Annotated in this window: 22 protein-coding genes and 1 pseudogene; 10 read left to right on the forward strand and 13 right to left on the reverse strand. The window is 60.9% G+C overall.

Annotation, left to right across the window (positions count from 1 at the left end; all coding sequences use genetic code 11):
• Positions 1-97: 97 nt before the first annotated feature.
• From hpnH to SAZ10_RS30825, 3 genes are read right to left on the reverse strand one after another with little or no spacing between them, the layout of a single operon-like run.
• A complete protein-coding gene (gene hpnH, locus SAZ10_RS30815; protein ID WP_318613309.1) occupies positions 98-1,258 on the reverse strand; it encodes an adenosyl-hopene transferase HpnH in 1,161 nt (386 codons plus the stop codon).
• Between the two features lie 33 nt (positions 1,259-1,291).
• A complete protein-coding gene (gene ispH / locus SAZ10_RS30820; RefSeq protein ID WP_318613310.1) occupies positions 1,292-2,257 on the reverse strand; it encodes a 4-hydroxy-3-methylbut-2-enyl diphosphate reductase in 966 nt (321 codons plus the stop codon).
• Positions 2,258-2,259: 2 nt separating this feature from the next.
• Positions 2,260-2,466, reverse strand: a complete 207-nt coding sequence (locus SAZ10_RS30825) for a hypothetical protein (protein WP_318613311.1) — start codon at positions 2,464-2,466, stop codon at positions 2,260-2,262.
• Between the two features lie 660 nt (positions 2,467-3,126).
• On the opposite strand from SAZ10_RS30825, the gene SAZ10_RS30830 reads away from it, so the two are divergent.
• The 4 genes from SAZ10_RS30830 (at position 3,127) to SAZ10_RS30845 (ending at position 6,882) form a co-directional block, all read left to right on the forward strand.
• The gene (locus tag SAZ10_RS30830) at positions 3,127-4,221 is read left to right on the forward strand and encodes a lactonase family protein (RefSeq protein ID WP_318613312.1); all 1,095 of its coding nucleotides are present in this window, start codon (positions 3,127-3,129) and stop codon (positions 4,219-4,221) included.
• A gap of 232 nt (positions 4,222-4,453) precedes the next feature.
• Positions 4,454-4,720: a hypothetical protein gene (locus tag SAZ10_RS30835; protein WP_318613313.1), complete on the forward strand. Its 267-nt coding sequence runs from the start codon at positions 4,454-4,456 to the stop codon at positions 4,718-4,720.
• A 285-nt stretch (positions 4,721-5,005) separates the two neighbouring features.
• Positions 5,006-5,923: an NADP-dependent oxidoreductase gene (locus SAZ10_RS30840; RefSeq protein ID WP_318613314.1), complete on the forward strand. Its 918-nt coding sequence runs from the start codon at positions 5,006-5,008 to the stop codon at positions 5,921-5,923.
• 41 nt (positions 5,924-5,964) lie between these two features.
• Positions 5,965-6,882, forward strand: coding sequence for an NADP-dependent oxidoreductase (locus tag SAZ10_RS30845; protein ID WP_318613316.1), 918 nt, complete (start codon positions 5,965-5,967; stop codon positions 6,880-6,882).
• Between the two features lie 67 nt (positions 6,883-6,949).
• On the opposite strand, the gene SAZ10_RS30850 is transcribed toward SAZ10_RS30845, so the two are convergent.
• The 5 genes from SAZ10_RS30850 to SAZ10_RS30870 form a co-directional block, all read right to left on the reverse strand.
• The gene (locus tag SAZ10_RS30850) at positions 6,950-7,963 is read right to left on the reverse strand and encodes a LacI family DNA-binding transcriptional regulator (protein ID WP_318613318.1); all 1,014 of its coding nucleotides are present in this window, start codon (positions 7,961-7,963) and stop codon (positions 6,950-6,952) included.
• 9 nt (positions 7,964-7,972) lie between these two features.
• Positions 7,973-8,995 carry an ABC transporter permease gene (locus SAZ10_RS30855; protein WP_318613320.1) on the reverse strand — a complete coding sequence of 341 codons (1,023 nt, stop codon included), beginning with the start codon at positions 8,993-8,995 and terminating at the stop codon, positions 7,973-7,975.
• Positions 8,992-10,497 (reverse strand): sugar ABC transporter ATP-binding protein, encoded by a 1,506-nt coding sequence (locus SAZ10_RS30860; RefSeq protein ID WP_318613322.1) that lies wholly within the window; start codon positions 10,495-10,497, stop codon positions 8,992-8,994. Before SAZ10_RS30860 ends, SAZ10_RS30855 begins: the two co-directional genes overlap by 4 nt.
• 74 nt (positions 10,498-10,571) lie before the next feature.
• Positions 10,572-11,552 (reverse strand): sugar ABC transporter substrate-binding protein, encoded by a 981-nt coding sequence (locus SAZ10_RS30865; protein ID WP_412535333.1) that lies wholly within the window; start codon positions 11,550-11,552, stop codon positions 10,572-10,574.
• Positions 11,553-12,676: 1,124 nt separating this feature from the next.
• Complete coding sequence (locus tag SAZ10_RS30870; RefSeq protein ID WP_318613323.1) at positions 12,677-13,309, reverse strand: tyrosine-type recombinase/integrase; 633 nt, start codon at positions 13,307-13,309, stop codon at positions 12,677-12,679.
• 1,093 nt (positions 13,310-14,402) lie between these two features.
• Here SAZ10_RS30870 and SAZ10_RS30875 point away from each other — a divergent pair.
• The 5 genes and pseudogenes from SAZ10_RS30875 to SAZ10_RS30890 all read left to right on the forward strand — a co-directional run.
• Positions 14,403-14,639: pseudogene (locus SAZ10_RS30875) on the forward strand (integrase); the annotation flags it as partial.
• A gap of 221 nt (positions 14,640-14,860) precedes the next feature.
• Positions 14,861-15,571 (forward strand): type 1 glutamine amidotransferase, encoded by a 711-nt coding sequence (locus SAZ10_RS30880; protein WP_318613324.1) that lies wholly within the window; start codon positions 14,861-14,863, stop codon positions 15,569-15,571.
• 597 nt (positions 15,572-16,168) lie between these two features.
• Positions 16,169-16,516 (forward strand): hydantoinase/oxoprolinase N-terminal domain-containing protein, encoded by a 348-nt coding sequence (locus SAZ10_RS30885; RefSeq protein WP_318613325.1) that lies wholly within the window; start codon positions 16,169-16,171, stop codon positions 16,514-16,516.
• 20 nt (positions 16,517-16,536) lie between these two features.
• The gene (locus SAZ10_RS33680; protein ID WP_412535334.1) at positions 16,537-16,671 is read left to right on the forward strand and encodes a hypothetical protein; all 135 of its coding nucleotides are present in this window, start codon (positions 16,537-16,539) and stop codon (positions 16,669-16,671) included.
• On the forward strand, positions 16,662-18,473 hold the full coding sequence (locus SAZ10_RS30890; protein ID WP_318613326.1) for a radical SAM protein: 1,812 nt from the start codon (positions 16,662-16,664) through the stop codon (positions 18,471-18,473). The genes SAZ10_RS33680 and SAZ10_RS30890 overlap by 10 nt, the downstream gene beginning before the upstream one ends.
• A gap of 114 nt (positions 18,474-18,587) precedes the next feature.
• On the opposite strand, the gene SAZ10_RS30895 is transcribed toward SAZ10_RS30890, so the two are convergent.
• The 5 genes from SAZ10_RS30895 to SAZ10_RS30915 form a co-directional block, all read right to left on the reverse strand.
• Positions 18,588-20,231 (reverse strand): ABC transporter substrate-binding protein, encoded by a 1,644-nt coding sequence (locus tag SAZ10_RS30895; RefSeq protein WP_318613328.1) that lies wholly within the window; start codon positions 20,229-20,231, stop codon positions 18,588-18,590.
• 196 nt (positions 20,232-20,427) lie between these two features.
• Positions 20,428-21,378, reverse strand: a complete 951-nt coding sequence (locus tag SAZ10_RS30900; protein ID WP_318613329.1) for an alpha/beta hydrolase — start codon at positions 21,376-21,378, stop codon at positions 20,428-20,430.
• Between the two features lie 19 nt (positions 21,379-21,397).
• A complete protein-coding gene (locus SAZ10_RS30905; RefSeq protein WP_318613330.1) occupies positions 21,398-22,075 on the reverse strand; it encodes an isochorismatase family protein in 678 nt (225 codons plus the stop codon).
• Positions 22,075-23,379 (reverse strand): Xaa-Pro peptidase family protein, encoded by a 1,305-nt coding sequence (locus SAZ10_RS30910; RefSeq protein WP_318613331.1) that lies wholly within the window; start codon positions 23,377-23,379, stop codon positions 22,075-22,077. The genes SAZ10_RS30905 and SAZ10_RS30910 overlap by 1 nt, the downstream gene beginning before the upstream one ends.
• 86 nt (positions 23,380-23,465) lie before the next feature.
• Positions 23,466-24,416 (reverse strand): GlxA family transcriptional regulator, encoded by a 951-nt coding sequence (locus tag SAZ10_RS30915; RefSeq protein WP_318613333.1) that lies wholly within the window; start codon positions 24,414-24,416, stop codon positions 23,466-23,468.
• 167 nt (positions 24,417-24,583) lie between these two features.
• On the opposite strand from SAZ10_RS30915, the gene SAZ10_RS30920 reads away from it, so the two are divergent.
• The gene (locus SAZ10_RS30920) at positions 24,584-25,447 is read left to right on the forward strand and encodes an oxygenase MpaB family protein (protein WP_318613335.1); all 864 of its coding nucleotides are present in this window, start codon (positions 24,584-24,586) and stop codon (positions 25,445-25,447) included.
• Positions 25,448-25,604: the final 157 nt, after the last annotated feature.

Raw genomic sequence — 25,604 nt, forward strand, 5'->3', positions numbered from 1 at the left:
CCGGCGAGCGATTGTGGCTGTCAAATGAGTAGGTAGTGCGCTGCGGACCACCTCGGCCCTGATCGTAGTATGGAGCGAGCCGAAAGAAAGTCACGGCTTATGTGCGAAGGGCGCCAATGCCCGCCGGGTCTTGCCTGGCTCCGCCGGAATGAGCTGCATGAATGTCGTTCAGCATTTCCTGGACGTGACGGGAGAAGACAAACTGCGCAGGCCGCTGCCGATCAAGCGATATCTCCGGCGCCATCGGTCCTTCGGTGCGGACCCCGCGCCATGCAGTCCATAGCGCGTTGATCGGGTCGCTGAGAGTGGCCTGGACTGCCGTCGGTTCGTAACCGCAATGGGCCATGCAGTTGGCGCATTTTTCATATCGACCGGTTCCGTACGCGTCCCACTCGGTCGTTTCCATCAGCTCTTTGAAGGTTTGCACGTAGCCCTCGCCCAGCAAATAACAGGGCTTCTGCCATCCGAACACGTTGCGCGTGGGCATGCCCCAGGGGGTGCAGTGATATTCCCGGTTGCCGGCGAGAAAGTCGAGGAACAGGGTCGAATGCATGAAACCCCACTTTTTCCCCGAGCCTAACGCAAAGATCTGGCGGAATAGCTCCTTGGTCTTACGACGGTTGAGGAAATGAGCCTGGTCGGGCGCCCGCTCGTAGGCGTAGCCCGGCGAAATTGATACGCCCACGCCGAGTTGCTTGGCGAAATCGAGAAAGGCGGCGACGTCCTCAGCCGAGTGACCGTCGAAGATCGTCATATTGACGTTGACCGAGAAGCCCTTCGCCTTTGCGGCCTTTATGGCTGCGACCGCCTTGTCGAAGACGCCCTTTTGCGAAACCGACTTGTCATGATGTTCTCTGAGCCCATCGAGGTGGACGGAAAAGAACAAATAGGGCGAGGGCTCGAACAGATGGAGCTTCTTCTCGAGCAGCAGCGCATTTGTGCAGAGTGAAACGAACTTCTTGCGTGCGACTATCCCTCTGACGATCGCATCGATCTCCCGATGGATCAGCGGCTCGCCACCCGGAATTGCAACCATTGGGGCGCCACATTCATCCACGGCATCAAGGCACTCTTGAACCGACAGGCGCTTGTTCAAGATCGGATCCGGATAGTCGATCTTGCCGCATCCAGCGCAAGCGAGATTGCAGCGAAACAGCGGCTCCAACATCAGAACCAGCGGATAGCGCTGGCGGCCCCGGATCTTCTGGCTGAGAAGATAGGCTCCGATCTTGATTTCCTTGAAGAATGGGATCGCCATGCGGCTCTTCCTCGGCAAACGCTCGCAAGACGCTTAGGGGGACATCAATTGCGGTGGCAATCGGAATTCGATCGTCTCTTCAGGCCCAGGGAGTACAGAGACTTCGACCGGAGCAAGGCGACGCAGTGCCTCAACGACATCATCGACCAAAACTTCTGGGGCCGATGCGCCGGCCGTGATCCCGATCGCGCGCGCGTCTCGCACCATGTCCGCATCTAGCTCGCTGCCGTCAGCGATAAGATAGCTGGGAATGCCTGCCTCAGATCCTATCTCACGCAGGCGATTCGAGTTCGAGCTGTTCTTTGCTCCCACAACCAGAATGACGTCGACAATCTTACTGAGTTCACGGACCGCAGTCTGACGATTTTGCGTGGCGTAGCAGATATCTCTTGTCTCGGGCCCAACCAGATCGCTGAAGCGCCGCTTCAACGCATCGATGATCCCCCTCGTGTCGTCCACGCTCAGCGTCGTCTGCGTGACATAGGCGACGGGCGTGTCTGCGGGGAGGTCGAGCATGTCGACATCTTCCTCCGTCTGAACCAGAGTGACGGGCGCGGAGATCTGGCCCATTGTCCCCTCGACCTCCGGGTGCCCGGCATGGCCGATGAGAACCAGGGTCCGACCCTGCGCGATGTACCGCCGCGCCTGATTATGCACCTTGGTTACGAGAGGGCAGGTAGCATCCAAGACCGCAAGCCCGCGTTCCCTTGCCTGGCCTTCGACATGTTGCGAAACCCCGTGCGCACTGAAGATGGCGACGGCATCGTCCGGCATTTCAGAGATACTCTCCACAAAGCGTGCCCCTTTCGCCCTCAGGCTGTCAACGACATGCTTATTGTGCACGATCTCATGGCGGACATAGATCGGTGCGTCGGATTTCTGAAGCGCGCGATTGACGATCTCAATGGCGCGGACGACGCCTGCGCAAAAACCACGGGGCTGGGCAAGAATAACCTGAACCGCCGGTCTGATTGCTCCTTGGGGCGCTCCGACTGTCATGCTCAGCCGTGTCCAACCGCGCAGGTGTGAACATCGTTCCCAAGAATGCTGAAGGCTTTCGAAACGATTCCGGCCGAATTCAGGCCCGACTTGGCGTACATCGCCATCGGGCAGTCGTGACCGGAAAAACTTTCGGGGAGGCTCATCTGCTTGAGATCAGCCACATCTTGCCGGCGCAAATCGCCGGGTTCCTTGATGGTGTCAAGCATTTCGACATTCGATCCGGACAAATTCCAGGACGCAACTGCTTTCCTGGCACCGAAATCTGGCATCGTAAGCGGGTTCACCGTAGCATTTCGATGCTACACGCTGATCCATCGACCGTCAAATTTGACGAATTGCTGTTTTTTTGTTGGCAGCATTGACGCGCGCGGGGGGCATGCGGCGCCGACCTGGATCAGGCCCTTGGCGCAATCCCGGCATGTGTCAGCAGCCGGTTGAGCTCGCGGGCATGCTGCGGACACAGGACGGCGTCCTGATCGATGCAGCGAAGCGGGATATCGTCGAAGCGCAGCACCGGATCGCCACCATGCAGCAGAAGCCAGCGCCATTCATCGGGTAGCTGGCCGGCAAAGCTTTCTGTGCAGCCATGCCACGCGCATTTGTGAGCGGGTGTCACGACTGGCTGGCATTGGATTTGAGGGATCAGCCTACAGCGTTCGTGCAGACGAGCCATCGCCGCCTCTCCGTCGCCCCCTGGGCGTTACCTTAGGCGCGCGAGGTAACGAACCCGCAAACTCGGACATTCATATTTTAAGCATCGCTAATGTATCGTCGGCCGAACCTCGCGGCCATTCAGGCTATCCGTTGACGCCAACTGCCGGTAAACTCTACTGCCAAAAAAGACTTTCAAATCATGGGAGGGATCAGTGACCAATCACCTCATTTTCGTCGGCACACTCAATCGCGAAGCACCCTATTTCCAGGGTGCGCGCGGGGTCGGGCTCTCCGTCTACGCGTTTGATGATGTGACACTGGCCTCGACGAAGCTCGCCGAAACCAGCGATATCGACAACCCGACCTTCCTGTCCGTTACGCCGGATGGAACGCACATCTATGCCAATTCGGAGGTGTTTGGCTGGCGCGAGGGGACGGTCTCGGCATACCGCTTCGACCGGGAGACCAATGCACTCACCTATATCAACAAGCAGCCTGCGCTCGGCAGCATCACCGCCCACAATACGCTCACACGTGACGGCACGAAGCTCCTGGTCGCCAACTACGGAATGGGCGAGGGTGGACCGGACCAGGCCGTCGCCGTCTACGGTATTCGCGCTGATGGGGGCCTGACGCCGCCGATCGCAAGCGTTGAGCATGAGGGTACCGGCCCGAATGCCGAGCGGCAGGAACGCAGTCACGCTCACTCGGTCACCGAGGCCGTCGCCGGAAATCTCGCGATCGTCGCCGATCTCGGCATAGATTGCCTCGTCACCTACCGCATCGAAGCTGATGGCAGCCTGACACCTCTGCTCGAGACGGGCCTGAAGCCAGGTGCCGGCCCTCGCCATGTCGCGCTGCATCCCAACGGCAAATACGTCTTTGTCATGAACGAGCTCGACTCGACCGTGGTCTCGCTGGCGCTCGACGCCGAGACCGGCGGCCTGGCTTTCATCGATGCCCAGCCCGCCGTGCCGGCCGAGGCGCGTGAGGGCAACCATTGCGCCGACATCCAGATCTCGCCGGACGGGAAATTCCTATACGGCTCGAACCGTGGCCACGATTCGATTGCGATCTTCGCGGTCGAGCAGGACACCGGAAAGCTCTCGCTGGTCGACTACACGCCCTGCGGCGGCGCCACGCCGCGCAATCTGGCGCTGACGCCATCCGGCAGCCACCTTTTCAGCGCCAACCAGAATGCCGATCGCATCTCGATCTTCGCACGTGACCCGGCGAGCGGCCGGCTGACGGACACTGGCAGCGCCATCGAGATCGGCACGCCGATGTGCGTGCGCATTACGAGGTGATCGGCTCGGGTGACTGAGCGTGCGCTTCAATTCGGTTGACGCGGCCTTTATGCCGCAAGGCTATTTAGACCCGCGGCGGAATATCAACGGCTAAGGTTTGACTGTCGGCGCTGCCCCGCATCTGCCTGCCAGCACCTTCTCCCCGTAGAACGCAGGGGTCTCCGGGGAAAATTATGCATAGGCGAAGCTCATCTGATGGGGCGAGCCATTTGATGGCAAGCTCCGTGAGGCCATGAATGAGCTCTTGTCGCATGAGGTCGGCATGGGAGCGATGACGGCATCACTTTTGAAACAGGTCATCATCGCATTGGCGCGGCGCTCGCTGAAATCATCGCAGAGCTGGACGGACCGTTTCTCCATCCTTGCCGACCGCCAGATCACGCGGGCGTTCGCCGACACATGCACGGCACAGCGAGCGACATCATGCGTCGCGGCGCAGAAGGGTTCTGGCTACACTATCGACAATAATCAAGGCACGGCGGTGCGACAGCCCGCCTGACATATGTGCGCCACAGCAGCTCTCAGCGATGGAGCCGCTGATCAGACTGGCGTCGACGATCACCACGTCGTGAAACTACCTGGTCAGAGATTTTGGACCTGTGCGCCCGAATTCTCCGGGAGACCACGCATGCACGGCTCGATGCAAAACGCGGCACCAGTGATCAACCAGGCTCCCGGGGCAGAATGCTCCGGCTGGCATGTTCACCAACACAGGAAAGATGTCGAACGGGCTTTCAGCGCTACATTTCCGCCGAGGATACAAACGACCAAGGAGAAAACTCCCATGAAGGCGATCGTTGTGACGGACCAGGCTGCGGGGACGGCCGGGATGAAGCTGGTGGAGCGGCCCGAGCCGCAGGCAGCGATAAACGACGTCGTCGTTCAGGTTCATGCGTCGGGATTCACCTCGGGTGAGCTGACGTGGCCCTCGACCTGGACCGATCGCCTCGGCCGTGACCGGACCCCGTCGATCCCCGGGCAGGAACTGGCCGGAGTGGTCACCGCCCTCGGCTACGGCACGACGGGGCTGTCTGTGGGACAGCGAGTGTTCGGCCTCTCGGACTCGTATCGCGGCGGCACCCTGGCGGAGTACGCGGCCATCGAGGCACGCAACCTTGCGCCGCTGCCGGGCGACGTCGACTTCACGGTGGGCGCGAGCGTGGCGATGCCAGGCCTGACTGCGTGGCAGGGACTATTCGAGCATGGCCGTCTTCGGGCAGGGCAGAGCGTCCTCGTGCACGGAGCGGCCGGCGCGGTCGGGTCGATGGTGACGCAGATCGCACGAGAGTTCGGCGCCTACGTCATCGGCACCGGACGCGCCGCCGACCGTCAGAAGGCGCTCGACTTCGGCGCGCAGGAATTCGTCGACCTCGAGAACGACGTCCTCGAAGACGCCAGCGGAGTGGACCTGGTTTTCGACGTTATCGGCGGCGACATCGCGAAGCGGTCCGCAGGCGTGATCCGGGCCGGAGGAACACTGGTGACCATCGCCGGCCCGGCGGAGGCGCGTCCCGCCGACGGACTGGCCATCGACTTTGTCCTGGTAGCCGATCGCGTCCAACTGGGCGAGATCATCCAGCGCGTGCGGGACGGACGACTGCGGACGAACATCGGCAACATCGCGACCCTCGACGATGCCGTCGCCGCGTTCAATCGGACCGAGCGGATCAGCGGGAAGACGATCATCCGCGTTCGTCCGTGAGCGACACGCGCCCATCGACAATGACCAAGGAGACAATTCCCATGAAGGCAATCGTGGTGACGGATCAGGCTTTGGGAATGGCCGGGATGAAGCTGGCCGAGCGGCCCGAGCCGCAGGCAGCGATAAACGACGTCGTTGTTCGGGTTCATGCGTCAGGGTTCGTCCCGACAGAGCTGGCCTGGCCTTCGACCTGGACCGATCGCCTCGACCGTGACCGGACGCCGACGATCCCCGGACACGAGCTGGCCGGGGTAGTCACCGCGCTCGGCTATGGCACGACAGGGCTGTCGGTCGGACAGCGGGTGCTTGGCCTCACGGACTGGTATCGCGATGGCACCCTGGCGGAGTACGCGGCCGTCGAGGCACGCAACCTCGCGCCGCTGCCGGGCGACGTCGACTTCACGGTGGGCGCGAGCCTGCCGATCTCTGGACTGACCGCATGGCAGGGATTGTTCGATCACGGCCGCCTTCGGGCGGGTCGGAGCATTCTCGTACACGGCGCTGCCGGCGCAGTCGGGTCGATGGTGACGCAGCTAGCACGAGAGGCAGGCGCCTACGTCATCGGGACCGGGCGCTCCGCCGACCGCCAGACGGTGCTCGACTTTGGCGCGCAGGAGTTCGTCGACCTCGAGAACGACGCCCTGGAAGACATCGGCGAAGTCGATCTGGTGTTCGATGTCATCGGCGGTGACATCGGGAAGCGGTCCGCCGGCATGGTTCGAGCGGGAGGAACGCTGGTGTCCGTCGTCGGTCCACCGGAGGCGCGGCCCGCCGACGGCCTGGCGGTCGACTTCGTTGTCGAGTCCGACCGTGCGCAACTGAGTGAGATCGTCCAGCGGGTGCGGGACGGAAGACTGCGGACGAATATCGGCAACATCGCGACCCTCGACGATGCCGTCGCCGCCTTCAATTCGACCGAGCGACGCAAGGGAAAGACGATCATCCGCGTCCGTCCGTGAGCGACGCGCGCCCATCGATGCACGAGGCCCGCCGGCGCTGTCCAGATCGGCCGGCGTGGTTTATGAGTCAGCCGGAACTCGGTGGGCAGACCGCGCAGCTGTTCCTCTCGACCAGGCGCGGCTGCAACAGGGTACGTTTTGGCTCTCCGGTGGGCGCTTTCAAACGGTCAAGCAAAACTCGCAAAGCCGTCCGCCCGACCTCTTCGATCGGCTGGGCTATGGTGGTTATCGGCGGCCAGGTGGTGGCAGCGTAGCGGATGTCGTCAAAGCCAATGATTGAAATCTGTTCAGGCGCGAGGCGTCCCCTTGCCCGCGTAGTCACCATGGCGCCCATTGCCATAAGATCGTTGCAGGCGAACACTGCAGAGAGCGCTGGAACCCGGTCCAGAAGTTCCCCCATGGCGGCCAGGCCGCCTTCGAAATGAAAATCGGCAGTGACCTCTGCGCGTGGATCGAGCGTGATCCCCGCTTCACGAAGCGCCTGCCGAAAGCCGCCCACACGCTGCGGGCTTGAGGTCGTATCGTTGGGGCCCGAGATCACCCCAAAACGCCTGTGGCCGAGTTCGAGCAAATATCGTCCAGCCAAATAGCCGCCCTGCCAATTGTCGACCAGAACCGCATCAACTCTGGCGGAGGAGATTTCGCGGTCGATCAGGACTGTCGGCAAACCGAGGCGCAGCGCGCGCGTCAAACCCTCCGAGAAATTGGCCGACGCTGCAAAAATCAACCCGTCTACCTTTCGCGAAAGCAGCACCGACAGGTACTTGTCCTCTTTCACGGTGCTGCCGTCAGAATTGCACAAGAACACCGTGTATCCCGCGTCGAAACCGGCGTTTTCGATTTCCCGGGCGAGATCGGCGAAGAACGGGTTGGAGTTGTCGGGCACGAGGAGACCGAGCGTCTTCGTCTCTCCGACCCTGAGGCCGCGGGCAATCGAATTCGGCCGGTAGCGCAGGCTCTCGATCGCCTCCCGCACGCGAGCCTCGGTCGCAGGATCGACGAAGCGCGTAGCGTTGATGACATGTGAGACGGTGGTGGCCGAAACGCCTGCGTGGCGTGCTACATCGGATATTGTGACCATGAATATTCGCTAATAATCGAGGCGCCGGAGCAGCCGCTGGCGATATGTGTCCAGAATGACAGCCAGCACGACAACCATGCCGATCACGATCGGCTTGAAGTTGTCGCCGACGCCCAGCAGTTGCAGGCCGGTGCTGAGCACCTGGAGAATACAGGCGCCGATCAGCGTGCCTATTATCGACCCTTGCCCGCCATTCAGGCTCGTGCCGCCGATGATGACGGCGGCGATTGCATTGAGCTCGTAGCCGACGCCGGCAATCGGGCTGCCCACGTTGAGCCGCAACAGATAGACGATCGCTGCAATGCCGGCGGTAAACCCGCTGATGGTGAAGGCAGCGATTTTGTAGAACGGCGGATTGTGGCCGGAAAGCCGGACAGCCTCGGCGTTGGTTCCGATGGCAAAGATAAGCCTGCCGAATACGGTGAAGCGGAGGACAAACCATCCGACCAGAACGACCAGGATGGCGATCATGAAGATGGACGGCATGAACCCGCCGATGATCAGATTGCCGAAGTCGACGAAGGATTGCGGCAACCCGGTTATCGTCGAGTTGTCGCTGATCACTCTTGCGGCGCCATGGGCGACATTGAGCATGCCGAGGGTGACGATGAAGGACGGGATGCGCCAGCGCTCCGATATCCATCCGTTCAGAAAGCCGCAGACCGCCCCGGTCGCCGCGCAGGCAAACAGCGCCAACGGAACCGACTGGTAGGGAGACCACCCTTCCGCGGTCATGATCAGGGCACCCACGACCGTGCATAGGGCCAGGACCGATCCCACCGAGAGGTCGATGCCGCCAACCAGAATGACGAATGTCATCCCCGCGGCGAGCACTGTGTTGATGGCAGTTTGAACGAAGATCTTGAGAAAATTCCCCGACGTGGCGAAGTAAGGCGCCTTGATGGAGAAGAATATCAGAATGAGCACCAGGGCGACCACGACGCCGGCATCGCGGATCACGAACCGCCACAATTTGCTGGCCCGACGCTTCGCCACAGTCGGACTTGGCGTGTAGGCAGCGTCATCCGTCATTGAATGTGCTCTTGGAATGCAAGCGAAAGAATCTTCTCCTGGTCGAACTCAGGACGCGCCAGTTCGCCGACGATCTTGCCCTTGGAAAACACCAGAATGCGGTGGCAGACCCCGATCAATTCCGGGATTTCGGATGAAATCATCAAGATGCCCTTACCCTGCGCGGCCAGCATCCACAGCAGTTCATAGATTTCATGTTTTGCGCCGACGTCGACTCCTCTCGTCGGCTCGTCGAGTATGAGCATGTCCGATCCGCGGAACAACCATTTCGCCAGCACGATTTTTTGCTGGTTGCCCCCGGAGAGATGACGAATGATCTGCTTGGTCGACTTGGCCTTCACGCGCAGCTTTCCGAACAGATCGGAGGCGAAACGGGCCTCGGCCGTCCGGTCAAGCAGTCCTACCCTGGCGACTTTTTGGGGGTCGGTGATCGTGATGTTGGCTTCGCAAGACAGGTCGAGAAGCAAGCCCTGCTCCTTTCGATCTTCCGTAGCAAGGCCCAGGCCGCTTTTTACGGCCATTTTCGGCGAACGCACTTCTGCCTTGTGGCCGGACAGCCAGACTTCCCCACCTGCCTTGGGATCCGCACCGAAAATGGCCCGCACGGTTTCGGTGCGACCGCTACCCACCAGTCCGGCCACGCCGACGATCTCGCCGCGACGAACATCGAAGCTGACCTCCGGGGCTCTGTTATTGCGTTTGAGATTCCTGACCCGGAGCAGTTCGTCCCCGAGTGCAACGTCTTCGCGAAACACGAGCTGATTTTCCATCCGCCGGCCGACCATGGTCCGGACGATGTCCTCGATCGCGAAGCCCTCGAGCGCCCGGGTCAGCATGAGCCGGCCATTGCGCAGCACTGTCACGCGGTCACCGATCTCGAAGATCTCATGCAGGCGATGCGAAATATAGATGATCGTCACGCCCTTCGCCTTCAGGCGTTTGATGATCTGAAACAGCCGGTTGATCTCGGGCGGGGTCAGAGTTGCGGTCGGCTCGTCGAGGATGAGCAGCTTGCTTTCGTAGCCCAGTGCCTTTGCGATCTCGACGAGCTGCATCTGCGCGATTCCGAGCGCGCTGACCCTCAGCCGCGGATCGACGGAAAGGCCGACCTCCTCGAGGAGAGCCGAGGCTTTGGCGCGGAGCTTGCTTCGCTGCACCAGGCCATACTTGCTCGGCAACTTCTCCAGCATCAGATTCTCCGCGATGCTGAGGTGCTGCATCAGGTTCAGTTCCTGGTGCACCACTCGAATGCCCGCCGCTGAAGCTCCATGCGGCGATGACGGCCGGTAAGGCTGGCCCTCGAATCGGATCTCGCCGTCGTCCGGCGCATATACTCCGGCAAGCAGCTTGATCAGCGTGGATTTGCCCGCTCCGTTTTCGCCCAGCAGGATATGTGTTTCGCCGCGGTTGATCGACAGCGAGACGTCGCTCAACGCCACAGCGCCAGGGAACCTTTTGCCGACGGCATGGAGTTCAAGCAGTGGGTCGCCCGCTTCGCTCATGAGCTAATTCAAACCAGGGGAGGGGAGCGCGAAAAGGGCTCGCGCTCCGCCGTTCGCTGCGTTGTGGGCCTGGGTCAGACGTTCGATGCCGTGATCAGCTTGACGTCAGTCTTCACCCAGCCGGTGAATTTCTCCCCGTTCAGTTCACGCAGGCCGTAGTCGATCCCCATTGCCGCCATCTGGGGGCCATACTGCTCGACGGTCGCAAGCATCTTGCCTTGCTTTATCAGCGGCTGCACTGCGGGAATGTTGTCGAAGCCGACCACCTTGATCTGCCCCGACTTGCCGGCGGCATCGAGAGCCTTCACCACCCCCAGAGCCATGGAGTCATTAGCCGCCATCACGCCCTGGATATCGGGATACTGGGTCAGGAAGTTCGTCATCAGCGTATTGGCTTCCTCGGTTTCCCAATGCGCGGTCTTGCTGTCGAGCAGGGTCAGATTGCCTTGCTTGACGGAATCGTCGAACCCTAGCTTGCGCTGCTTGGCGTTGTCCGCTTCCGGATTGCCTTCCAGGATGACGACCTTGGCGCCCGGACCGAGCGCCTTCGCCAGCGCATCGCCGGCCATCTTGGCGCCGGCGCGGTTGTCCGGCCCAAAGAATGCCAGATCGATGCCAGCCGCTTTCTTGGCCTCACTGTCGAGCTCAACGTCGATGTTGATGACGACGATGCCCGCTTTGACGGCTTTCGCCAGCGGCGTGACCATGGCCTTGGAATCGGCAGGCGCAACGACAATGACGTTGTAATTTTGGGTGATGAAGTTCTCTATCGCGTCGACCTGCGCGGCAAAATCGCGTTCATCCTTCATGCCCACTGCCGCAAATTCGAACTTGTCGGCGTTCTTGGCCGCGTAAGCTTCGGCTCCGGCCTGCATCTGCTTGAAGAACTCATTGGCGAGGGACTTCATCACCAGACCGACCTTGGGCTTGTCGGCCGCCATGGCCGGCAGAGCCAATCCAGCTAACGCCGCCGATACCGCGGCTCCCGAGATAAGGAGCTGACGGCGCGATAAGAAATGATGCGATGTGTGGTCCAAGAGAGTTGATTTTGACATCAGGTATCCTCCCAAACCGTCCACGCAATCGTTTGCGCAAACGTCAAAGCAGTAGAAATGTGAAGAGGCAGGGGGTCAAGAGAATTCGTTGGCTGCGTGGTTCGCGACCTCGCAGGCAACGTCGTTTGTGTCGATCCGACTGCCGCATCGGGAGCGGATCGGGGGGAGGCGGGCGGACCCTATCGGATTTGCGGCGCGGCAACTGCCAGGCTGGGCCCTCGACGAGAATGGCGGTGAAGTCGAGCCCCTTCACTTCTGATGAGCGCTAGTGCCTGGCCGAACGGCTACGGGCTCCCTGACTGGACATGTTCCGGCACGGTCAAATTTTCCATCCAGCGAGTGTCGTAGTTGTCACAGAAGCGTCCTCATCGGGCCAATTTTGAGATGTCGCGTTTGGGGCCGGAAGCGGACAGTCAGATAAGAGCAGCGGATGGCGGAAAGATGCCATTCCAATTCCGACCTCGTTCCGGTCGTTAGGATTCAAGCACGCTACAACGCGAGTTGACCCAAATCGGACGCGATACCACCACAGAAACCACCCGAAATTGAGGTAAGCCGTTAAGAGACTATAGTTTGTTGTCCGTTATTCTCGGACGCGGTTTTACTGCGTGAGTTCGCGATGAGAAAGACGGTCGAAGGAAAGTTGCACGTTAGGCTGCTGCGATGAAACGGTTCTTTACATGGTCGTTGCTGCCTCACATCTTGCTATGGATGGCGCTCGCAATGAGGGCCTACGCCACCGCAGGGCCGTACAAGTTCGCAAGCTGCTGGACCATCATTCTGGTCTATATTCCGCCTGTCGGCGCCCTGGTTCTCGTAATCGCCGTGTACAGTTCCGCGGTCCTGCTGGCGTCGGCTTTTCGTCCGCCGCTCCGCGGCACATGGTTCTTTTTAGCAGCGAGCCACGGAATGGCACTCACCATTGGAATGATAGCTTGTGTGCGGGCCGCCTATGCGGCAGTTGGACCGGTAAGCTGCCTGTAATGGGCAATGCTGCTATTGGCGCTAGGCGCTCGTTCCGATTGCGAGAACGGACGGCGGGAAACCACCAATGACGGACGGGGCGGCAAGACTTCCCGCGAGTACAAGCGGTCATCCGCGTTGCGTCGGATGACCGCCGACCGTCAGATTTCGGTTCGCTCGGCCAGGAGCAGGGCGTCCTCCACATCGACTCCGAGATAGCGGACGGTGTTCTCAATCTTGGAGTGACCGAGCAAGATTTGGATGGCGCGGATATTGCCCGTCGCTTTGTAGATCATCGACGCCTTCGTGCGACGAAGCGAGTGAGTGCCATACTCCTCTGAACGCAAACCGATGGCAGTCACCCACTCGTCCACGAGGCGAGCATACTGCCTTGTGCTCATGTGACGTGTGTGATCGATCCGGCTTGGGAAGGCATAGTCCTCGACCGTGCCGCCACGCCGTTCGAGCCAAGACAGAAGGCTGGCTCTAACATCGCTGGTGATCTCGAACTGGACCGGCCGTCCCGTCTTTTGCTGAACTATGATCGCGCGAGTCCTGATGTCTGGTCCGGCGACCACATCGCAAATCCTGATCTTGACCAGGTCGCAGCCCCGAAGCTTGCTATCAATCGCAAGATCGAACAGGGCACGGTCGCGAATGCGGCGCTCGCGGTCGAGAAAGAAGCGGACGGCCCAGATCTGCTTCTGCGTGAGCGGGCGCTTCGTTCCCACCCGTTTGCCAGCGTTCCAAGCTGCGCGCTCGCGGCTGGCATCATCGTATTGAGAGTGACCCATGTGAGTTCTCCTCGGCCGTGATTGGCCGAAGAGAAACGGTGCGGGGCGCTATCGCTCGGGGGCCGCTTGCCGAAGGGCAGCTATAGGCTGGGCACCTGCCAGGACCGGACAGTCCGCATTCGGCCCTCCAGGTGATCAAACAGCAGCGCGCCTCCAAGCAGTCATTGTGGCAGCCGCAAAAGTCCCTAAGATGTTAACGATTATTTTCGGTGTCGCGGCCGACGGTCTACCGAACGAGCGGTCACCAGACAGGGTTACTGTGCGACGCATCTTAACCGTCACGTTGGTCGTGATCTGCGTAGGCTATGCCTTTTGGAAAGTTGAAATGACGCGCTCGACAACGATCAGGTTGGAGGCGGCCGGATATAATTTGACCTACACCATGGCTTGGGGTTGGGGCATGGACGAGAAATTCAGTCTCACACCCGTCGGGGCGTTAATATCAGGGCCGTCAAGCGAATGGATCGAGATATGGAAAAGACCCTATAACGCCGGGCTTGTTATCTATCGGTCCGCCGAAAGCGGGACATACTATTTTGGTGCGGGATACAAGCTATTTATATTTGACCCTTCGCGAGGAGTTCTGAGGGCATCGTGCGACATCAAAGATATTCCGGTTCACACCACGCTTGCTACACAGCTTTCGACTTCTAGATCGCACGAGTTCGATGAGACGATCGATCCTGGGGCGCGGCACCTTTTTACTTTCATCGAAGCAGACCAACAAAGCGGGACAATTCCAACAATGCCGCCCGATTCCAGGTATTACGTCGGTCTCAAATATCTGGGGAAAATGGGGATAGTTAGATCAAGCGGACGACTCGGACGGGGAGATGGAGTCCGGTTCGTTCCGGCCGATAGAGCACCTGAGCCACGTTTGAGCTTATATGTCGGCTGTGGCTGACTATAATGTTGAAGCGATAGCCGATCTCTCGTCGCAGTTTGGGGACCACTTGGTTTAGTAGAGGTCGTCAGCGGAATGGCCACTTTCTGATAGGTTTCGTCCTGATTGTGGATGGTCAGCTTACGGCCCCATTTGAGCATTCTCCATTGCCGTTTCCTCCTCGGCCATCCCGGCCGAAGGAGAAATGAGATGGGAATGTCAGAGTTTGATCCTGGCTGGCGCCACCGTCAGCCATGGAATGCTGCACGGAAGGTGGGAGCTAAGCGGCCGTTGAAACCACGGCAGGTCTGGGCAATTCGCTTCTTCCTCAATCAGCATGGGCGCCTTCGTGACCGTGCGCTGTTCGACTTGGCGATCGACAGCAAACTACGCGGTTGTGACGTCGTAAATGTCAGGATTGGCGACGTTGTCGCGGGCGGCCAAATGTGCCTCGCCAAAGCGCCCGGCGTGCACGACGCTCCGCCACTCGATGTCTTGCAGGTGCCCCTTCTCGCAACCGCAGACGAAGCGGAGTGCCGCGCAGTGGATGGAGGGTTTCTACGGGTTAACAAGGTTGTTGCCTGACCACGGTTGCAGTGCGACGGACTTCGGTGCACATCCTCGATGTCCACGATCGCCGCGTACTCCACCCTCATGGAAATCTTCGCATGACTCGCGTTCTCATCCTCGTCAACAGTACCGGCTCCAAGCCAGGTCTTCTTGTGCCGTGGCTCCTCGGGCGTGATGTCGAATTCAACGTGCGCATCGGTGCCGTGAGCGGCTCTCCCACGCCCGACGATCTCGAGGACTATGACGGACTAGTGCTCCTCGGTGGGGGATACATGCCCGACGATGTCGCGCGTGGTCCCTGGCTCGCGGGTGAGGCAGATCTCACGCGAGCGGCACTCGCGCGGGGAACACCGTTGCTGGGGATCTGCCTCGGCGGACAAATGCTCGCGCATGTGGGCGGCGGCACGGTTGCTGCCAACACGGGAGTACCAGAGAAGGGGTCGACTCGCATAAGGCTCACCGCTGATGCCGAAAACGACCCGGTCTTCTCAGCCGTGCCGAAGGAGACCGCTTTCATCGAGAGCCACGTTGATCGCATCACCGTACTCCCCCCCGGGGCGGTGCTCCTGGCATCAAGCGAGGCGTGCGAGTTCCAGGCATTCCGCCTCGGACCGGTTGCGTGGGGAACGCAGTTCCATCCCGAGGTGAGTGCTGAGAACGTGCGCGACTGGAACGCCGCGGAACTCGCGGCGCTCGGATTCGACAAGGAGACGCTCGTCGCGGAGGCCGAGGCGGCGGATGTGGCAATGCGGAGGGACGCCGAAGCACTCGTTGGAGCGTGGGTGCAGGTGGTCCGCTCCCGCGGGTGAGATCTCTGGTCGCCCAAGCGTTCTCGCCAAATGGAGTTGATCGATCAAGCGATTGCCAACGTCGATGCTTGGCTTACAGATGACCTGCAGTGTGGTTCGCGGCAGGCGTCCGCTTTTGGGTAGCGGCAAAACGAGTCTCAAGGGCCGAGATGAAGGCGCAAAGCCGCCGTTCCCACGCGTCTGACTAAGGTCGCCTTCGGATCAACTCAACGCCCGTCATAATGTGCTTCGACCCAAGTCATTAGCTACTCCGTCCTCAATGCCCCATCTCGTGCGTAATCGCGGTGAAGTCGAACCCTTCGCTGCTGCCCCGCGCTTGTGCCAGAGCAGAAGCAATTGTCCGGGTGCCGGTCCATTTGCGACCATGACGATAGCTCCAAGCCTATCGGTTTTCGAGATGATGACTGGATTGCTTTCGCAAGGTGCGAACCGTCCAATGCTCCCAGCCACTTGACCTTTTCACTCGCTCTCAGCGCACGGAAGCAGGGCAGCCGGGTCGTTAAGAACACGCGGCGGGAGAGCGATCATTGGGGAACGGAAATGAGTCTGCCGCTTTGAGCGTGGCCGTCGATATCGGCGGGACATTCACCGATTGTCGTGGCTTTCGACCAGCAGAGCGGCCGGATATTCCAGGCCAAATCCCTGACCACCCATCACGAGTTGTCGCAGGGCGTGTGGGATTGCCTGGGGAAGGCTGAGCTGCATCCTTCCGCGCTCGCCAACCGCATTCATGGTTCCACCATCGCCATCAACATCGCCATCGAGGAGAAGGGGGCCAGGACGGCTCTCGTCGTCACCAAGGGCACGCGCGACGTCTACAAGATCGGCCGGCAGAACCGTCCCGAAGCCTATAATTTCTCGTTTCGCCGGCCGGTGCCGCTCACCGCTCGCTCGGCGATCTTCGGGGTCAACAGAAAAGACTGTCGGCTCGTGGCGAAGTTCTGACGGCGCTTGATCTCAAAGAAATCGAGCGCATAGCCGAGAACATCCGTGCCGGCGGCGCCGAGAGCGTCGCGGTCTGCTTCCTGCATTTGTCGTTTTGGCCAGATCGGGTAAGGTCCGGCATTGCGCAACGTCAAGGGGGGCCGCGATGGCCATAGTGCCTGCAGGAAATGCGCCTGTTTTTCACTTCGTAATGATAAAGCCGACCCATTACGACGATGATGGGTACCCCATCCAATGGTTTCGTTCGGCCATCCCCTCCAACACGCTGGCCTGCCTGAACGCACTCGCGGAAGACGCGCGGCGTCGTGAAGTGCTCGGCACCGGCGTCGACATACGGCTGCATACCTTTGACGAGACCAACCGTCGTGTACGGCCCGACAGGATCATCCGCGCAATCCGCAAAGCCGGCGGCAAGGCGCTGATCGGCATGGTCGGCGTTCAATCGAACCAGTTCCCTCGGGCCGTCGACCTGGCGCGGCCCTTCCTGGCGGCTGGCTTGCCGGTATGTATTGGCGGGTTTCACGTTTCCGGCTGCCTGGCTATGTTGCCGGAGTTGCCTGCCGACATCCGCGAGGCTCAGAACCTGGGCATTTCGCTCTTCGCCGGCGAGGCCGAGGAGCACAGGCTTGACGACGTCTTGCGCGATGCGTGGCACGGAAAGCTGGCGCCGCTCTATAATCACATGGACGCGCTGCCGACGCTGACAGGCGAGCCGCCGCCGATCCTGCCGCGCAAGCATGTCGCTCGCACCTCGGGTTCGCTGTCCAGCATCGATCTCGGCAGAGGCTGTCCCTACCAGTGCTCGTTCTGCACCATCATCAATGTGCAGGGGCGGCAGAGCCGTGTCCGTTCGGCGGACGATCTCGAGCGGATCGTGCGCGAGAACTATGCGGACGGAATAAAGCGCTTCTTCATCACCGACGACAACTTCGCACGCAACAGCGAATGGGAGTCGCTGTTCGATCGGCTGATCAGCATGCGCGTGGGCGAAGGCATGAATATCGGCTTCACCATCCAGGTCGATACGCTCTGCCACAAGATCCCGAACTTTATCGAGAAGGCCACGAAGGCCGGCGTGCGGCGGGTCTTCATCGGTCTCGAGAACATCAATCCCGACAATCTGGTCGCCGCCAAGAAGCGCCAGAACAAGATCACCGAATACCGCGAGATGCTGCAGAAGTGGCGCAATCACGGTGCCATCACCTATGCCGGCTATATCCTCGGTTTTCCGGCTGACACCAAGGAGTCGATCGCGCGTGACATCGAAATCATAAAGCGCGAACTCCCCATCGACATCCTGGAGTTCTTTTTCCTGACACCATTGCCAGGGTCGGAGGACCATAAGGTTCTCTTGCAAAAGGGGGTCTGGATGGATCCCGACATGAACAAATACGATCTCAATCACCGCGTCTCGCATCATCCGACCATGTCGGACCTCGAGTGGGAGGAGGCCTATCGGTTGGCGTGGGATACTTTCTATACGCCGGAACACATCGCCACGATCATACGCCGGACATGTGCCAGCAAGGTCGGACGTCCGCGCACGACTCTAACTACGATCCTGTGGTTCTACCTGATGATCCTCTATGAGGGTGTGCACCCACTCGAGGGCGGCGCGGTGCGCCTCAAATTCCGGCGCGACCGCCGCTCTGGAATGCCGATCGAGAACCCGCTCGTCTTCTATCCCCGTCTCGCGGGTGAAGCCGCCGTCAAGGCGGTCGGCTATATCAGAACCTATTTGCGAACGAAAAGGATGCTCGATGCGGCGTTGAAATCGCCCGACCGTTGGACTTACTCCGACCTCGCCATCGCGCCGCCGCAAGAAGACGAATTCGACCAGCTTGATCTCTACCACGCGACCACCGGCGGCGAAGAGGCCCTCGCGCGCAAACGGCGCGATGACGCTATCCGCGCGCGAGTTCCGATCGTGGCCGGAGCGACAGCCAAGGCGAGCTAGCGCATCGGACCGAAGTGCGTAGCGGTTTTCGGACCAATCCGACGCTTAGACTAAACAAGAGACAGAGCGGCGAGGGCGGTTCAATTTGAATGCACGCCGCTCTCAGCCGAGCGCTCAGCCCTCCAGCCAGACGTTCTCGAAATGCTGTTCGAGCGCCTGGTGCTGTTCGCAATTATGCACGCCGGTTCGGTATGCCCGGTAGACGGAGCGCCAGTAGGGCTGGATGATCACGCCGGAATCGCGCAGGTTCTGCTCTATCTTGCCCATGATCTCGCGTCGCTTGTCTGCATCCGGCGTGGCAAGAGCCTTGTCCAGCAGCGAGTCGAACTCCGCATTCGAATAGGCACTTTCATTCCAGGCGGCGCCCGACCTGTAGGCGAGCGCCAGGACCTGCACGCCAAGCGGCCGCCCGAGCCATTCCGTGCAAGAGAATGGAAATTTGCTCCAGTCGTTCCAGAAGGTGGCCGCCGGCAGGACCGTTCGCTTAACCTTCAGGCCCGCCTCGCGCATTTGTGCAGCAATGGTGTCGCCCGTCGCCTTCTGCCACTCCACGTCGACGGAGATGAGCTCGTATTCGTGATCCGACTTTCCGGCTTGTGCCAGCAGGGACTTGGCCTCATCGACGTTGCGCACATGCGGCCCGATATCGGCGTATTCGGGATGTATGGGCGCCACATGATGGTTCGCCGCGGTCTTGCCGCGGCCATCCAGACCGATCTTGAGGACAGCAGTGTTGTCGACCGCAAGCTGGGCGGCCCGCCGCACCTTGACATCATCGTAAGGCGCATTGCCGACGTTGAAACGCGCCACGATCGTCGAGCCGGTGGCAATCTCGGAATTTGCCAGGCCAATGGCTTCCATCTGCGGGATCGTATCGGCCGAGGTCTCATGATTGGTATCGACCTCGCCGGCCTCGAAGGCCGATAGCATCGGATTTGGATCGGAGCCGTAATCCACCCACCTGATGCCGTCGAGATATACCTCGCCCTTCCACCAGGGCTTGTCCTTGCGCTTGACCTCCGCCGAAGTTTCAGCCTGCCATTCGACCAGTTCGTAAGGTCCGGTCGTGATCGCCAGCGCCTTCATCGGGTCGGCGTCGCCGTCGTAGCTGCGATGCATGATCAGCGCCGGATAGTCGGCCATGCCGGCAATCAGCGAGATGTCAGGCTGCGGCAGGTTGAGCCTGACGGTATAGTCGTCGATGCGCTCGATACCACCGTCGACCGCCTTCTTGGTGTCAGGGTTGACCAGGGCGCCCATGCGCGCAGCAACTGAATTACCGGGGACATCGGCCTCGCACCAGCGCGTCAGATTGTGGATCACGTCTTCAGCATTGAAAGTGTCGCCGTTCGACCAGGTGATGCCCTTGCGGACATGGAGCGTCAGCGTCTTCGCATCATCGCTCAACTCCCAGGCCTCGAGCAGCCACGGTTCAAAGCTGAAGTCCCGGTTCCAGCGAACCAGATATTCATTGCACTGGCGCCCCACATTCGACATCTCGACACCGTCGAAGGTGCGAGGATCCTTGAATCCTTTGACGTTCATGGCAACGCGCAGCACGCCGCCCTTTTTTGGCTCCTCGGCGCGGGCGGGCGTTGGAACGATACCGCCCAATGCGAAGGCGCCGGCGGAGGAGACACCCAAGCCTGCCATCAGGGCAAGATATTCGCGCCGGTTCATCCGGCCATTTCTGAAATTGTCGGCGGTGGCCTCGGCCTGCGGGTGCAGATGCCGGTCTGTCAGCATGAACTTTGCCATCTATTCCTCCCTGCCTGCTCAAGCGACGGCCCGATCACAGCGAAATGCGGTCGCGGCAGAACTTTTGACCTTGTGAGGATAGTTCGCGGATTTTTTCCGAAATGTTCGCTATTCCGCGATTCTTGTGCTGCGTTCCGCAGTCGTGCTGAGGGCCGCATTTCTCATCGACGCAGGCACATCGAGTGGAGAAATGCGATTAGTACGGCCAGTCGCTTTTGCCGAGTGCGTCGACGGCTTGGACGATGTGAACAAAGGCCTCGGCGGCACGGGCTACGGTCTTGCGAGCACGCAGGAAGCTGTGAGTCAGACGCTGCTCCTCAATCCACGCCGCGCGGCCCCCCGCAGCGTTTATGAGGTCGCGATAGGTTTCGCCGTCCGACGATAGCGGGTCGCATTCGGCCGTGACGATGACGGTTGGCGGAAGATCCGAAAGAACGGCATCGGAGAGCGGCGCGAGCGTGGGGTCAGCCGCCACCCCGGCGATGCCCGTGCGCGCTTGGTCGTAGAAGGCGAGATCGCGAACCGACAGCAGTGGCGCTTGTGCATGCTCCACGTAGGAGCCGTTGCTTTGGTCTCCGCCAAGACTGGGATAGACGAGCACCTGGCCGGCCGGGGCGCAAAGGTCGCCGCGCGTTGCATGCGCAACCGCCGCCGCCAGATTGCCTCCGGCACTTTCGCCGCACAGCACCACTGGAACCGAGCAGGTCGTCGCGACGGCGCGGAATGCGGTCAGCGCGTCGTTGAAGGCGGCAGGATGACGATGCTCCGGCGAAAGCCGGTAATCGACCGACATGACCGCATAACCCGTTCCGGCGCAAAGCTCTGCGCAGATGTCGTCATGGCTGTCCAGTCCGCCAAGCACGTACCCGCCACCATGGAAATACAGGATCAACGCCTTCGCCTGTCTCCCGGCCAAAGTGTAGCGCCTGACCGCAATCGGCCGGTCTCCGTCCGCGATCAAACTGTCGGTCGCGGTCACGCCCGCCGGATAGCCGGCGTGAAATTCGCGGCACATCGCATTATAGATTTCGCGCTGTCTTTCGATCGGCTGGCCCAGCACTTCCGGCGGATACCAGCCATTCACCCGATCGACATAGGCCCAATATTCTGGATCGAGCCTGGTTTCGTACTTTCCGCGCTCGGTCATCGCTGCTGCCGAGCGCCGGTCAGAGGGATGCATAGAGCTCGGCAGCGTTCTCGAAGGTGAAGCGCAGCGGCGCCGCACCTTCGACCTGCCAGACCTCGACGCTTTCACCGGCCATCAGCCTGCGGGCGCTTTCGGTATTCGTCACCGCCCCGCCATAGAGCCGATTGGCGAGATTGAGGATGCCGGTCTGGTGCATGGCGGCGCTGCCGCTGCCGCAGGCGTCCTTGACGAGGAGCACGCGGAAACCGAGGGTGACGGCATCCTTCACGGTCGCGTCTATGCAGGCTTCTGTCCATACGCCGGCGACGACCAGCCATTCGATCCCCTGCGCTCTGAGTTCCGCCGCCATCGATCCCGGGCCGAAAGCGCTCGCCTGCGACTTGATGATCGTCTTCTCGCCGCCTTGCGGTCCAACCTCGGCGCAGATGGCAGTCAGCGGATCGTCCTTATCGCTAAAAGCCGATTTGCCGTTCGCCTCGATGGGGTGGAACGGGCGGGAACTTGTCACGTCGACGACGTAGGCCCAATGATAGAGCGGCACGCCGTGGATGCGTGCCGTGGCCTGGAGGCGCTGGACATTCCTAAGCACCTCTCCAAAGCCTTCGACGAGATAGCGACTATCCTTGCGGTGCTCCTCCTGCAGGTCGATGAAGCAGGCAGCGACGCTGCCTTTCCTGATCGAAATCGGCGACTTCATCAGGCGCTCCCCGCCAGGAATTCATCTTCATAAGGGAAGCGCGACAGGAGCTCGGTGCCGGTCTCCGTGATCAGCACCTCATCCTCCAGCTTGACGCCCTCGCGGCCGCCCTTCTCGCCGATATAGCTTTCCACGCTCACCACCATGCCCGGCTGCAGGATACCGTCCCGCCCATAGGTTTCGTAGTCCATCGAATGCGCGATGAAGGGCGTCTCGCCATGCATGCCGACACCGTGCATCACCGACGTATAACGCTGGTCGATGAAACGCTCCGGGATCTTCCATGCCTTCTCGGCGATTTCACGGAAAGCCATCCCGGGCTTAACGATCGAAATGTTGTGCTGCACCTGCTCGTGGGCCATGCGGTAGATCGACTTCTGGTAATCGGTGGGCTTCCCCGGCCCGCAACGGAAGGTGCGTGAAAAATCCGAATAATAGCCGTAGCAGCCGATCGTATCGGTATCGAGCGCGACGAGTTCGCCTGGCCTCACCTTGCGGCCGCTCGCCTCGTTGAACCAGGGATTGGTTCGCTGCCCGGAAGTGAGAAGCCGCGTCTCGATGAACTCGCCGCCCTGGCGGATTACCTCATGATACATGATGGCGAACAGCTCGTTCTCGGAGACGCCCGGCTTGATCGCCTCGCGCACGGCCGCCACAGCAGCCTCGGCGCCTGCCATCGAAGCGACGAGGCATTTTACCTCCTCCGGTGTTTTCACCGCCCGAACGGCGAGGATCTCACCCTGGCAGTCCTTGACCTCGCAGCCGCGCTTTTCCAGCGCCAGCGCTTGCAGATGGCTGCAGCGGTCCATGCCGAGCTTCATGGAGCCGCCGCCATGGGTCCTCAAAAGATCCGCGATTTCGTCGGCGAATGGACCAGCTGTCTCGTCGTCCCGGCCCGACACCGACGACCAGACCAGCTTGGACGGCCGCGCTTCGTCGACCGTGTCGAGCACCATCGAGACGTGATAGCTCTGAGGATATTCGAACAGCACGATCGGCCCCTCGGTCGGGATAAAGAAATACCGCGTCGAGTTGCGCAGGAAATAGCCGAACATGTTGCGCGAGCCCGTGGCATAGCGCTGGTTATAGGGGTCGAACAGCACAACTCCGCCATAGCCCGCCTCTCTCATCCAGTCGCGTAGTCGCTTTAGCCGGCCCTTGCGCAAGGCGTCGGCATCGATGAAGGACGGTTCGGTGTCGGACAGCCACATGCCTCCCGCCGGATCGGCCGCAGCCGGGTGGCGCATGCGGTCCCTGAAATCGACATCCTCTGTGCTGTCCGGGTCGAAAACAACGATGCTCATGGGGTCCTCCTGAAGGGCGGACCATGAGCCAAGTCATAGGGCCGGATTGTGCCGAAAACCGCAGATGTGATGCCGCGTCCCGCGCGTCAATGGCGGCGCGCCAGCCTTGGCGGATGGCCATGCTCTTCTCGGAACGCCCGCGCGAAACTCGACATGGAGGAGAAACCGCAGGCGAGTGCCACATCGCGTACAGCCATGCTCGAATGCGCGAGCAGATCGGCGGCCCGTTTCAGCCTTAGCCGGCGATAATAGCCGTTCGGGGAAATCGAAAGCTCGGCACGAAAGCAGCGTTCCAGCCGATCCGGCGACACGCCGAGACGGGTCGCAAGGTCGGACATGGCCAGCCGTTCCTCCACATCGTCTTCCATGATCGCGATGGCCGACAGCACCAATTCATTCTGCACGCCGGTGCGCAGCCGCAATGGCATCATCTTGCGGTCGACGCTGGACCGAAGCGGGCTGTGCACGAACCACTCGGCGACTCCCGCCGCCAACCCCGCGCCGTAGTCGGCCGTTATGATGTCCAGCATCATGTCCAGGCTGCCAACGCCTCCTGCGGAGGTGAAACGCTTGCGGTCGATGATGTAGAGGTCACGCTTCAGGTCGATGGTGGGAAATGCCTCGGCGAAAGCGGCCTGGCTGGTCCAATGCAAGGTGCATGCGTGACCGTCGAGCAATCCGGCGCGAGCAAGAAAGAAGGCGCCGTCCGCCACGGCCCCGATATGGGCGCCGCCGCGCAGGCTCTTGCGGATCCAGGCGACTGCGCCATCCGCCACGAGATGGTCGGCGTCACCGCCTGAGCAGACCACGATGCGGTCGGCCCGCGGCGCGCTATGGGCAGAAAAGCCCGGCTTGATGACGACGCCGTTCGAGGCCTCGACCGGCCTGTCGTCGGCGCCCACGATGAACCAGTGATAGCATTGTCGTTTCGCCAGCACATTGGCAGCGCGAAGGGGCTCGATGACCGAGCTGAAGGCCATCATCGGAAACTGCGGAAACACCAGCACGGCAAGGGTAAGCGGTGTTTCGTTCGTCATGCGGTTACTGCTTTTCGATATTTGCGACAGGAGCCGATGCCGCTGATTTACCCCAGGTGAGTTGAAACGATAAGCCCATCCTCCGCGTTCATCGCGGTGACCCACGGGCCCGAACAGGCATGATTGCTGCCGGCATACTCGATCGCTTGATGGAACCGGTGTCGCAGATGATGCAACCTCCTCGCGGCATGCATTTCGACTTCTTGCATCCCGAGGGAGAGCCTGCGCTTCAGCCCCCGGATTCCATGTCCTGGCGCATTTTCAAGAATCCTGTCTCCGTTTTCATCGGCGGGGTTGCCGCGGTGATCCTGGAGCTCGCCGAGCCCTCGGTGCGCTCGGGCGTATGGGACCACAGTTCGTTCCGGAGGGACGCAGTGATGCGCCTGCGCCGCACCGGGGCCTGCGCAATGATGACAGTCTATGGCCCTGCGGGAGCTGCGCAGGCAATGATCGAGCGCGTCGTACGGATCCACGAACAGATCCGTGGGACGACACCAAGCGGACTGCCATACGAGGCCAACGATCCGCGTCTGCTCGACTGGGTGCAGGCGACCGCATCCTATGGATTTATCGAGGCTTATAGCCGCTTCGTGCACAGGCTGACGGCACAGGAGCGGGCGCAGGCAATTTCCGAAGGCGCCGTAGCGGCGCGCCTCTATGGTGCAGTCGGGGCACCGAGATCCCAGGCGGAGTGGGAGGCTTTGCTGGCCAAGACCGGACCGACGCTGGAGAGCTCACCGATCGTGTTCGAGTTCCTTGACATCATGCACCAAGCGCCGCTGGTGCCGAGGCCGCTTCGCGCGGTGCAGCGGCTGATGGTACGCGCGGCGATCGACATCGTTCCGCATAATATCCGGCTCATGCTCGGCTTGGAGCAGGCGGGATTGTCGCCTGTGCAACGTCGCCTCGTCAAACTTGCAGGGCAGATTTCAGATCGGGTGCCGATCAGGACCGCTCCTCCGGCACAGGCATCGATCAGAGTAGCTAGAGATCCGACGTTCCTGTACCGCCCGGCCAAGGCGCGCCACTAGCGGGGAGGTGGCCCGAAATGGGCCGGCGGACATTGGAACGATATCCTACGACCTGAATTAGCAAATCATAAAGAACGAGCCTGATCACGCATCAGGCAAGGCGCAATGATGAAGGAGCCTTCCCGCCTGGGCACACCGGTCCCGGCGCTCGCTGGCG

This window comes from Mesorhizobium sp. BAC0120 (assembly GCF_033542235.1).
Classification (GTDB): Bacteria; Pseudomonadota; Alphaproteobacteria; order Rhizobiales; family Rhizobiaceae; genus JAWRCU01.